This window comes from Streptomyces sp. NPDC003027 (assembly GCF_053591435.1).
The window spans coordinates 1-10775 of record NZ_JBSFTU010000077.1 but is presented as its reverse complement, the minus strand read 5'-3'; the positions used below and the strand labels follow the sequence as shown (position 1 = coordinate 10775).

Genomic DNA, 10775 nt, shown 5'->3' with positions numbered 1-10775 from the left:
GTGTTCGCGCCGGGGGCGGCGGGCCCCGCCCCCCCCCCCCCCCCGGCTCACTGCGTCGTGACCGCGCGCCACGGCCGTCGCGGAGACGGTGCGGCGCCCGCCCCCGGACGCTCCCGCCACGGCGGGGCGCCCGCGCCGGTGCCGGCACGCCACGCGTCAGCCATGGCTACGCACAGTGGCCAAGCCGTTCCCGAGGCCCAGCGGAGGCAATCGGCCGCCGGATCCCACCTCGCCCCTGCGCTCACGGCCATCCTCTTCCACTCCTCCCCCCGGCCCTACCGTCTGCCCTCAGACATCGACAATAGGCGGCTCAAGTTTTATGCCGGAAGTGGACGTATGAGCGAGCGGCACCCCTTCATCCCGCCGGGGCGGCCGGGAGCGATCAGGAGGGCATGACGATGGCCAAGGCTGTGGGTATCGACCTGGGAACGACGAACTCCGTGATCGCCGTGTACGAGGGCGGAACCCCCGCGGTGATCACCAACGCCGAGGGCGGACGCACCACCCCGTCGGTCGTGGGGTTCACCGACACCGGTGAGCGCCTCGTCGGGCAGATGGCGCGTCGGCAGGCGGTGCTGAACCCGCAAGGCACCGTGTATTCGGCCAAGCGGTTCGTGGGCCGCCGTATGAGCGAGATCGGCACGGAGTCCGAGCAGGTGTCCTACGAGGTCGTCGCCGGCCCCGAGGACGCGGCTCGCTTCTCCGTACGCGGGAAGTCCTACGCGCCGGAGGAGATCTCGGCAGCGGTGCTGCGCAAGCTCACCGACGACGCCTCCAAACAGCTCGGAGAGAAGGTCACCCAAGCGGTGATCACGGTTCCCGCGTACTTCAACGACGCCCAGCGCCAGGCCACGAAGGACGCGGGGCGGATCGCCGGGCTGGACGTGCTGCGCATCATCAACGAGCCGACCGCGGCCGCGCTCGCCTACGGACTGGACAAGAAGAAGCACGAGACGGTGCTCGTGTTCGACCTGGGCGGCGGCACCTTCGACGTCAGCATCCTGGACGTGGGCGACGGAGTGGTGGAGGTCCGTTCCACCGCCGGCGACACCCATCTGGGCGGTGACGACTTCGACCGGCGTCTCGTCGACCACCTCGCGGAGGAGTTCAAGAGTCAGAACGGCATCGACCTGCGCCGTGACCCGCAGGCGCTGCAGCGGCTCTACGAGGCCGCGGAGAAGGCCAAGGTGGAACTCTCCAGCGCCGCGCAGACGCAGATCAGCCTGCCGTTCGTCACCGCGGACGCCTCCGGCCCCAAGCACCTGACGACGACCGTGACGCGGGCGACCTTCGAGCAGATCACCGCCGACCTGGTGGAACGGTGCATGGATCCGGTACGCCAGGCCATGGCGGACGGCAAGGTCACCGCGGACGATCTCGACGAAGTCATCCTCGTCGGCGGCTCCACCCGGATCCCGGCGGTCCAGTCCCTGGTGCGCCGGCTCACCGGCGGCAAGGACCCGAACATGTCCGTCAACCCGGACGAGGTGGTCGCGCTCGGCGCGGCGGTCCAGGCCGCGGTGCTCCAGGGCGAGGTCAAGGACGTCCTGCTGCTGGACGTCACGCCCCTCTCCCTCGGCGTGGAGACGCTCGGCGGTCTGATGACCAAGCTGATCGAGCGCAACACGACGATTCCCACCCGGCGCGGCGAGATCTTCACCACGGCCGAGGACAACCAGCCGGCCGTGGACGTGGTCGTACTGCAGGGTGAGCGCGAACGGGCCGCGGACAACCGGGTGCTCGGCCGGGTACGCCTGGACAACATCCGCCCGGCTCCCAGGGGCGTGCCGCAGATCGAGGTCACCTTCGACATCGACGCCAACGGCATCCTCAACGTTTCGGCGAAGGACAAGGACACCGGTGCCGAACAGAGCATCACCGTCTCCGGCAGCGGAACGCTGGACGAATCCGAGGTCCAGAGGATGGTCCAGGAGGCCGAGCGCAACCGGGCCGAGGACACCCGTCTGCGTGAACTGGTCGAAGCGCGGAACGAACTGGACAGCGCCGCCTACCAGGTCGAGCGCCGGCTCGGTGAGCTGGGAGACGCGGTCGCCGTACACGACAAGGCCCGCGCCGAGACGCTGATCGCCGATGCCCGCCAGGCCGTCAAGGAACAGGCGCCACTGGAGCGCGTCCGGCCGCTGACCGCCGACCTGCAGCAGATCCTCCACGGCCTCGCCGCGAGCGGCGGTACCAGCGGTACCGGCGGCGCGGGAGGTGCCGGTGGCGGTTCCACCGGCGGACCCGGACAGGGCGGCCTGGGCGGTGGACAGACCGCAGGCGGTGGAGACGACGTGATCGACGCCGAGTTCAGGCCGCAGTGAGGGCCGGCAGCGGGCGAGGTGAACCAAGGACCAGCGGGTGAGGTGAACCATGAACGACAAGCGACGAGAGGTCCGGCCGTGGCCGCGGGACGAGGACCGGTCCGCCGCCGACGCGGCCACCTCGCCCCCCGACGGCCCTGTCGACGAGACTCCGGGAACGGGCCCTGTCGACGAGACTCCGGGAGCGGGCACCCGGGCGGAAGCCGACGCCGAGGAACTGCTCGACCGCTGGCAGCGTGCGGTCGCGGAGACGGAGAACCTCCGCAAGCGCTACGAGCGGCAGCTGGAGGAGGTGCGCCGCAGCGAGCGCGACCGTGTGACCGCCGCCTGGCTCCCGGTCCTAGACCACCTGGAGCTGGCCCTCCAGCACGCGCAGGCGGATCCGAAGACGATCGTGCCCGGGGTGGAGGCGGTCTGCCAGCAGGCGTTCGCGGTACTCGGGCGGCTGGGTTACCGGCGGATCGCCGACACCGGCGAGCCCTTTGATCCGGCACGCCACGAGGCCGCGCAGGTCCTCGACGAGCCGGACGCCATGCCGGGCAGCGTCCTGCGCGTCCTGCGTCCCGGTTACGACCGGGAAGGCGGGCTGCTGCGCCCGGCCGTGGTGTCGGTGGCCCGATCGCAGACGTGAGCACCGCAGGAGTGAGCACGAGATGGCGACCGCGAACCGTGACTACTACGAGGTGCTCGGCGTGGCCCGGAACGCCACCGCCGAGGAGATCCAGCGCGCCTACCGCAATCTTGCCCGCCGCTGGCACCCCGACCTCAACAAGGAACCGGGAGCCGAAGAGCGGTTCAAGGAGATCGGCGAGGCGTACAACGTCCTCTCCGACCCGCAGAGCAGGGCCGAGTACGACCGGTACGGCCCCATGTGGCAGCAGGTGGGCGCGGGCCGGACCGCCGGCGCCGGCGGCCCCTTCGGCCAGGGCGAGGGCCGACGCGTGTACGTCGACACAGGCGGCCCGGGCTTCGGCGGCTTCGGGGCGGGCGACGCCGGTGGCTTCGGTGGGGGCGGCGCGGGCGGCGGATTCGGCGGAATGGACTTCGAGGACCTGTTCGGCGGGCTCTTCGGCGGCGCCGGTGGCGCGTACGCCCGTACCGGCATGCCAGGCGCCGACCAGCAGGCCGAGATCACGCTGAGCGTGGAGGACGCCTACGCCGGCGGCCGCCGGAGCATCACCCTGACCACCCCCCACGGCCCGCGCAGCTACGAGGTGAACATCCCGCCGGGTGTCACCGACGGGCAGCGCATCCGCCTCGCCGGACAGGGCGGCAGCGGCAGCGGCGGCGGTCCGTCCGGCGACCTCTACCTCGTTGTACGCCTGGCTCCGCACCCCCGCTACCGGGTCGAGGGACGCGACATCACCGTCGACCTGCCGGTCACGCCCTGGGAAGCGGCGCTCGGTGCCTCCGTTCCCGTGGAGACCCCCGGCGGCACCGCCCGGGTGGATCTTCCGCCCGGGTCCTCCAGCGGGCGCAGACTGCGGCTACGCGGCCGAGGCCTGCCCCACCCCCGCGGCACCGCCGGTGACTTGTACGCCGAGGTCAAGATCATGGTTCCGGCCGACCCGGCACCCGCGGAGCGCGACCTGTTCCAGCGTCTGGCCAAGGAGTCCCGCTTCGACCCCCGGGCGCACCGCGACAGCAAGGGAAGGGGCTGAACGGCGATGGCTCAGGAACCCAAGGGCTACCCGAACGGCTACCCCATCGTGCGCGTGGCCGCCCGCACGCGGGCCGGGGTCACGCTCGGCGAGTTCGCCGCCGCCACGGGACTGCACCCGGAGCTGGTACGCCGGTACGTGGCGCTGGGCCTCCTGGAGCCCGACACCGATCCGGCCGGCCGGCTGTGGTTCGGCTCGGCGCACCTCGTACGGGTGGCCCGCATCCATCGCCTGCGGACGGATCTCGGACTGAACTACGCCGCCCTGGGAGTGGTCCTCGACCTGCTGGACCGCATCGAGCAACTTGAGGCCGCGCTCCTGGGGCGCGGCACCCCCGGCAGGAGGTGAACCCCGTGGACATGAACCGACTGACCCAGAAATCCCAGGAAGCCCTGCAGGACGCCCAGACGAAGGCGCTGCGCTTCGGCCACGTCGAGGTGGACGGAGAGCACCTCCTCCTCGCCCTGCTCGACCAGAGCGAGGGGCTGATTCCCAGGCTGCTCACCTCCGCCGGCGCCGACCCGGACCAGGCACGCGCCGCGGTCGAGGCCGAGCTGGGGCGCCGGCCGCGCGTCTCGGGCCCCGGCGCGGGGCCCGGCCAGGTGTTCGTGACGCAACGGCTCTCCAGGCTCCTGGACTCCGCCGAGCAGGAGGCCAAGCGTCTCAAGGACGAGTACGTCTCCGTCGAGCACCTGCTGCTGGCGCTCCTCGACGAAGGCACCGGCAGCACGGCCGGCCGCATCCTGCGGGACCAGCGCCTGAACCGTGAGCGGTTCCTCGATGCCCTCACCTCCGTACGCGGCAACCAGCGCGTGACCTCGGCCATGCCCGAGGCCACCTACGAGGCGCTGGAGAAGTACGGCCGCGACCTCGTCACCGAGGCCCGGTCCGGCAAGCTGGACCCGGTCATCGGACGGGACGGCGAGATACGCCGCGTCGTGCAGATCCTGTCCCGCAAGACCAAGAACAACCCGGTCCTGATCGGCGACCCCGGTGTCGGCAAGACCGCCATCGCCGAGGGTCTGGCCCAGCGCATCGCCCACGGTGACGTGCCCGAGGGGTTGCGCGACAAGACCGTCTTCGCCCTGGACATGGGCTCGTTGGTCGCCGGCGCGAAGTACCGCGGCGAGTTCGAGGAGCGGCTCAAGGCCGTACTCCACGAGGTGACGGCGGCGCAGGGCCGCGTCCTGCTGTTCGTCGACGAGATGCACACCGTCGTCGGCGCCGGGGCGGCCGAGGGCGCGATGGACGCCGGGAACATGCTCAAGCCGCTGCTCGCCCGCGGCGAGCTGCACATGATCGGCGCCACGACCCTCGACGAGTACCGCAAGCACGTCGAGAAGGACGCCGCGCTCGAACGCCGCTTCCAGCCCGTCATGATCGACGAACCCAGCGAGGAGGACGCCGTCTCCATCCTGCGAGGCCTGCGTGAACGCCTGGAGATCTTCCACGGCGTCAAGATCCAGGACAGTGCGCTCGTCGCGGCCGTCACCCTGTCCCACCGCTACATCTCCGACCGCTTCCTGCCGGACAAGGCGATCGACCTCGTCGACGAGGCGTGCGCGATGCTGCGCACGGAGATCGACTCGATGCCCGCCGAGCTGGACGAACTCACCCGGCGGGTTCGCCGCCTGGAGATCGAGGACGCGGCCCTCGCCAAGGAGGAGGACCCCGCCAGCCTGGGCCGCCTGGGCGAGCTGCGCAAGGAGCTGGCCGACACGCGTGCCGAGGCCGACGCGCTGCGCGCCCGGTGGGAGGCCGAACGCCAGGCCCTGCGGAAGGTGCAGGCGCTGCGCGAGGAGCTGGAGCACGTACGGTACGAGGCCGAGGAGGCGGAGCGGTCCTACGACCTGAACCGTGCCGCCGAGCTGCGGCACGGGCGGCTGCCCGAGTTGGAGCGGCGGCTCCAGGCGGAGGAGGAGCAGCTGGCCGCCAAGCAGGGTGGGCGCCGGCTGCTGCGCGAGGTGGTCACGGAGGACGAGATCGCCTCCATCGTGGCCCGCTGGACGGGGATTCCCGTCAGCCGCCTGCTGGAGGGGGAGCGGCAGAAGCTGCTGCGGCTCGACGAGATCCTCCACGAGCGGGTCATCGGCCAGGACGAGGCGGTGCGGTTGGTCGCGGACGCCGTGATCCGCGCCCGGTCCGGGGTCAAGGACCCGCGCAGGCCCATCGGTTCGTTCCTCTTCCTCGGCCCCACCGGCGTCGGCAAGACGGAGCTGGCCAGGACGCTGGCGGCGGCGCTGTTCGACACCGAGGACAACATGGTCCGCCTGGACATGAGCGAGTACCAGGAACGGCACACGGTCAGCCGCCTGATGGGCGCCCCGCCCGGCTACGTCGGATACGAGGAGGGCGGCCAGCTCACCGAGGCGGTGCGCCGCAAGCCGTACTCCGTGGTGCTCCTGGACGAGGTGGAGAAGGCCCACGCCGACGTCTTCAACACCCTGCTCCAGCTCCTCGACGACGGCCGCCTCACCGACGCCCAGGGCCACACCGTCGACTTCCGCAACACGGTCGTGGTGATGACGAGCAACATCGGTTCGCAGTACCTCCTCGAAGGGGTCACCCCCGACGGCGAGATCAAGGAGGAGGCGCGGGCCGCCGTCATGGCGGAGCTGCGGGCCCACTTCCGGCCCGAGTTCCTCAACCGGGTCGACGACATCGTCCTGTTCAAGCCGCTGACACTGCCCGAGATCGAACGGGTCGTCGACCTGCTGACCGAGGACCTGCGCCACCGGCTCGCCGACCGCCGCCTCGACCTGCGCCTGACGGAGGCCGCCCGCCGCCACATCGCGGCCGAGGGGTTCGACCCCGTCCACGGCGCCCGGCCGCTGCGGCGCTTCATCCAGCGGGAGGTCGAGACGAGGATCGGGCGCGCCCTGCTCGCCGGGGACGTCCCCGACGGCTCCACCATCACGGTCGACGCGGACGAGGAACACCTGACCATCGACACCGTCCCGCCGGAGGAGGACGTGCCGCCGACGACGCACTGACCGCACCCGCCCACGGATGCCACGACAAGGGGCCGCCGCCCGGTGCGCGGGCGGCGGCCGCTCGTGGCAGTGGCAGGATCCACAGGCATGGGAATGGAACGAGAGGATCGGCCTGTCGCCCTGGTCAGCGGGTCGACGTCGGGTATCGGGGAGGCCGTCGCGCGGAGGCTGGCCAAGGACGGCATGCGCGTCGTCGTGCACTCGCGACGCAGTGCGGAGGCCGGGAAGGCGCTGGCGGCGGAGCTCGGCGGGGCGTACGTACGGGCGGACCTGGCGGTGGAGGAGGAGGCCCGGGGACTGGTCGCGACGGCGCTCGACCGGTACGGGCGGCTGGACGCGCTCGTGAACAACGCGGGCATCAGCCGGCCCATCCCGCACGACGACCTGGCCGCGGCGACACCCGCTGACTGGCGTCACCTGCTGGAGGTCAACCTGATCGCGCCCTGGGTCCTGTGCACGGCGGCACTCCCGGCGCTGCGCGCATCGCCCGCGGGCGGCAGCATCGTGAACATCACCAGCCACGCCGGGGTCCGCCCCAAGGGCTCGTCGGTGCCGTACGCGGCGAGCAAGGCCGCGCTCAACCACGTGACCCGGCTCCTCGCGGCCGCCCTCGGGCCCGAGGTGCGGGTCAACGCGGTCGCGCCGGGCCTGGTGGACACGCCGATGACGAAGGACTGGGCGCACGCGCACGAGCTGTGGCGTGAGCGCGCGCCCATGCGCCGTCCGGCCCAGCCCGCCGACGTGGCCGACCTGGTGGCCGCGCTGATCGCCGGCCGGTATCTCACCGGCGAAGTGATCGTGCTCGACGGCGGGCTGAACCTCACCTGAAGCGTCCCCCCGGTACGCACCCGCTGCCGTCCCCCGCCCGCAACTGGAGCCGTTCACCGGCAGCGGGCTTTCAGCGCTGCTTCAGGACCCCTCCGCGGCGGACTCGACCGGGCAGAAGGTGATCAAGGCGCCGGTGTCCTCCTGGTCCACCCGTACGGTCGTCTCGCGGAACCGGCGGATCGGATCTTCCTGGTGAGTCATGCGGTCGCCGCCGGCCCGTTCACGGCTCGTGCGCGCTGCGAGGCGAGGCGCACCGCGTGCACGGCGCCTTCCGGGTCGGCGGTGGAGACGGACAGGCGGGCGAACTCGCGACCCGGAAAGAGATCGACGACGGCCACCGGCCCGCCCGCGTGAACGGCCACGAAGTCGACACCGTCCCCGTGCCGCCAGGTGCCCAGGCCGAAACGCCCGGGACTCCAGCGCCCGCGCTCGGTGACGCCCCGCAGGGCGCGCCACCAGTCCGGCTCGACCCGCGCCGCCTTCACGGCGGTGAGCGGCACCCGTACCTCCTTGCGCCTGGCGACGAGTGCCTCACGCCACGACAGCCGTGCGACCACATCCTTGTTCTCGACCACGAGACGGGCCATGGTGATCGCTTCCTTCCTTGCCCGCCGTACCGGCCCCGCTCATGCGTCCGGCCCCGTCGACCCCGCATCTCGATGCGGCGGGGCTCGGCCTTCTCGGCCGTGGGACCTCCCCTAGGCATATTGCCCTCGACGCGCCTCCTATTCCCGCGTGCGAGATCCAGCGAGGTGTGCCGTTCTCCCAGGCTCTTCCGCGCTCTTTCCGGGGCTATTCCGGGCGGCCGAAGCGGTGGGCGGCCCACAGGAGGGCCATCGCGCCGCCGGCCAGGAGAAGGGCGGCGACGAGGGGCAAGGGAGGTTGCCGGCCGGCCCATTCGATGCCGCCCACGGCAGCCTGGTCCGGTACCCGTAGGGCGATGAAGCGGCGCAGCAGCTCCACTCCGTAGGCGAGCGGATTGGCGTTGGCCAGCGTGTGCGCCCAGCCGGGCATGGTCTCCAGGGGGAAGAAGGCGCCGGAGAGGAACAGGAGCGGCATCATCACCAGGCCGAGCAGCATGTGGAACGTCTCGGCCCTGCCGATGCTCACGGCCAGAGCCAGCGCCAGAGCGGTGAGCGTGAAGGAGGTCAGGACCATGCCGGTGAGGAGCAGCGCCAGGAGGAGAGGGTCGTACGGCAGGCCGACGGCACCGGCCAGGCTGAGGAGCACGGCGCCCTGGACCGTGGCGACCAGGGTGCCGCCGGCGCAGCTTCCCAGGAGCAGGGTGGAGCGGCTGACCGGGGCCATCAGGAGCTCACGCAGGTAGCCGCTCTGCCGGTCGGTGATCAGGCGGACGCCGACCGTGATGGCCGGCATCTGCACCGTCATCATCAGCATCCCGGGGAAGAGATAGATCTGGTAGTCGACGCCCAACGACGTCCGGGGAATGAGGGCGGCCAGTCCACCGCCCAGGGCGAAGAGGTAGAGCACCGGGTGGAGCAGCATCAGCGCGGTGTGGGTGCGCTGGCCGGCGAGGCGCAGCAGGTCGCGGTGGATCAGGCCGTGGACCGCGCGCAGTTCGTGCCGCAGGCGGGCGGTCCGTGCGCCACCAGAGGCACCTGAGGCACGGAGGGGGAGTGTCGTCATCGGCCGCCGTCAGCTTCTGTCGTGGTCACGCACGGGGAGGGGGTGGTCGGTGTCGGGCCGTCGGCTTGCCCGGCGTGAATGCTGCGGCCGGTGTGGTGGAAGAAGACATCGTCGAGCGTGGGCGGGGTCGCCGAAGCCGCGTGCACGGCGACGCCGTGGCCTTCCAGGGCCGCGCAGAAACGCGGAATCCAGCCGCTGCCGTCGGGCACCCGCAGGCACACACCGCCGGCGTCCACGGTGACCGCCCCGTTCGACGGCGCGATCCGGCGCACCACCTGCTGGGCCGTCGTGTCGTCGCTGGTGCGCAGCACGACCCGGTCGTCTCCGATCGCGGTCTTCAGCGCGAGGGGCGTGCCCTGTGCCACCAGCCGGCCGTGGTCGATGATGGCGATGCGGTCGCAGTTCTCCGCCTCCTCCAGGTAGTGGGTGGTGACGAAGAGCGTGCTGCCGTGCCGGTCGCGCAGTGTACGGAGGTGCTCCCAGACCTGGGCGCGGGCGTGCGGGTCGAGCCCGGTGGTCGGCTCGTCCAGGAACAGCACGCGGGGGGCGTGCAGCAGTCCGCGGGCGATCTCCAGGCGGCGCCGCATCCCCCCTGACAGGGTGCGTACCGCAGAGCTCCGCCGGTCGGTCAGTCCGACCGTCTCCAGCACCTCGGTGGCGCGCCGGCGGGCGAAGCGGCGGCGCAGTCCGTAGAGGCGTGCGTGGATGTACAGGTTCTGGTCGGCCGTCAGGTCGGGGTCGAGCGCGCTGTGCTGGAAGAGCATGCCGACCTGTCGCCGCACCTGGTGGGGCTGGGTGAGCACGTCGGCGCCGGCCACCGTGGCGTGACCGGCGGTCGGGCGGGCCAGGGCGCACAGCAGGGCGATCGTGGTGGACTTTCCGGCGCCGTTGGGGCCGAGGAAGGCGAAGGTCTCGCCCTGGAGCACGTCCAGGTCCAGGCCGCGTACGGCGTGACTGGTGGTGCCGTCCGGGCCCGGATAGCTCTTGACCAGGCCGCGAGCGCTGATGGCGTACACGGGCCCGGGAGAACGCTGTGCGGGGTACGGGCTGGTGAGGGCAGCTGTCATGAGGGCTGAGGGGGCGAGATCGTCATCACCGGCGTGGAGCTGCATGTGGTCTGGTCCTCATCTACGGATTCGCCGTCCGCGGCCACCCCGGCGGGCGCGGAGTGCGGCATGGCGCGTCCCCCGACGCATCCGGCCGGCCGCCACCGGAGCCCGCGGGTCCGCGGTCTGCCGGTGATGGCCGCGCCGTCCGGAGCGACGGCCTGACCTCACGTGTGGCCGTCGCTCCGGGCCGGGGGGGGGGCCGCGGGGGGGGCC

Annotated in this window: 9 protein-coding genes; 6 read left to right on the top strand and 3 right to left on the bottom strand. The window is 72.0% G+C overall.

The features are described 5' to 3' along the window. The first annotated feature begins 398 nt into the window (after window positions 1-398). The 6 genes from dnaK (at window position 399) to ACWDX6_RS30400 (ending at window position 7806) form a co-directional block, all read left to right on the top strand. A complete protein-coding gene (gene dnaK / locus ACWDX6_RS30425; protein WP_451488096.1) occupies window positions 399-2324 on the top strand; it encodes a molecular chaperone DnaK in 1926 nt (641 codons plus the stop codon). Window positions 2325-2373: 49 nt separating this feature from the next. Continuing rightward, window positions 2374-2955, top strand: coding sequence for a nucleotide exchange factor GrpE (locus ACWDX6_RS30420; protein WP_451488095.1), 582 nt, complete (start codon window positions 2374-2376; stop codon window positions 2953-2955). Window positions 2956-2977: 22 nt separating this feature from the next. Further along, the gene (locus tag ACWDX6_RS30415) at window positions 2978-3985 is read left to right on the top strand and encodes a DnaJ C-terminal domain-containing protein (protein WP_451488094.1); all 1008 of its coding nucleotides are present in this window, start codon (window positions 2978-2980) and stop codon (window positions 3983-3985) included. Between the two features lie 6 nt (window positions 3986-3991). Continuing rightward, window positions 3992-4333, top strand: a complete 342-nt coding sequence (locus tag ACWDX6_RS30410; protein WP_451488093.1) for a chaperone modulator CbpM — start codon at window positions 3992-3994, stop codon at window positions 4331-4333. A gap of 5 nt (window positions 4334-4338) precedes the next feature. Next, window positions 4339-6978, top strand: a complete 2640-nt coding sequence (clpB, locus tag ACWDX6_RS30405) for an ATP-dependent chaperone ClpB (RefSeq protein ID WP_451488092.1) — start codon at window positions 4339-4341, stop codon at window positions 6976-6978. Between the two features lie 87 nt (window positions 6979-7065). Further along, entirely contained in the window at window positions 7066-7806 is a 741-nt protein-coding gene (locus ACWDX6_RS30400) for an SDR family NAD(P)-dependent oxidoreductase (RefSeq protein ID WP_451488091.1), read from the top strand. Between the two features lie 197 nt (window positions 7807-8003). Here the strand turns inward: ACWDX6_RS30400 and ACWDX6_RS30395 are convergent, their stop codons facing one another. From ACWDX6_RS30395 to ACWDX6_RS30385, 3 genes are all read right to left on the bottom strand, one after another. Then, window positions 8004-8393 (bottom strand): hypothetical protein, encoded by a 390-nt coding sequence (locus ACWDX6_RS30395; protein WP_451488090.1) that lies wholly within the window; start codon window positions 8391-8393, stop codon window positions 8004-8006. Between the two features lie 205 nt (window positions 8394-8598). After that, complete coding sequence (locus ACWDX6_RS30390) at window positions 8599-9453, bottom strand: ABC transporter permease (protein WP_451488089.1); 855 nt, start codon at window positions 9451-9453, stop codon at window positions 8599-8601. Next, window positions 9450-10565: an ATP-binding cassette domain-containing protein gene (locus ACWDX6_RS30385; RefSeq protein ID WP_451488088.1), complete on the bottom strand. Its 1116-nt coding sequence runs from the start codon at window positions 10563-10565 to the stop codon at window positions 9450-9452. Before ACWDX6_RS30385 ends, ACWDX6_RS30390 begins: the two co-directional genes overlap by 4 nt. Between the last annotated feature and the right edge of the window lie 210 nt (window positions 10566-10775).

Excerpts from the sequence above, each read along its gene's own strand:
- ACWDX6_RS30415 (WP_451488094.1), top strand. The coding sequence starts at position 2,978 with ATGGCGACCGCGAACCGTGACTACTACGAGGTGCTCGGCGTGGCCCGG.
- ACWDX6_RS30410 (WP_451488093.1), top strand. The coding sequence starts at position 3,992 with ATGGCTCAGGAACCCAAGGGCTACCCGAACGGCTACCCCATCGTGCGC.
- ACWDX6_RS30400 (WP_451488091.1), top strand. The coding sequence starts at position 7,066 with ATGGGAATGGAACGAGAGGATCGGCCTGTCGCCCTGGTCAGCGGGTCG.
- dnaK (WP_451488096.1), top strand. The coding sequence starts at position 399 with ATGGCCAAGGCTGTGGGTATCGACCTGGGAACGACGAACTCCGTGATC.
- ACWDX6_RS30390 (WP_451488089.1), bottom strand. The coding sequence starts at position 9,453 with ATGACGACACTCCCCCTCCGTGCCTCAGGTGCCTCTGGTGGCGCACGG.
- ACWDX6_RS30395 (WP_451488090.1), bottom strand. The coding sequence starts at position 8,393 with ATGGCCCGTCTCGTGGTCGAGAACAAGGATGTGGTCGCACGGCTGTCG.
- ACWDX6_RS30385 (WP_451488088.1), bottom strand. The coding sequence starts at position 10,565 with ATGCAGCTCCACGCCGGTGATGACGATCTCGCCCCCTCAGCCCTCATG.
- ACWDX6_RS30420 (WP_451488095.1), top strand. The coding sequence starts at position 2,374 with ATGAACGACAAGCGACGAGAGGTCCGGCCGTGGCCGCGGGACGAGGAC.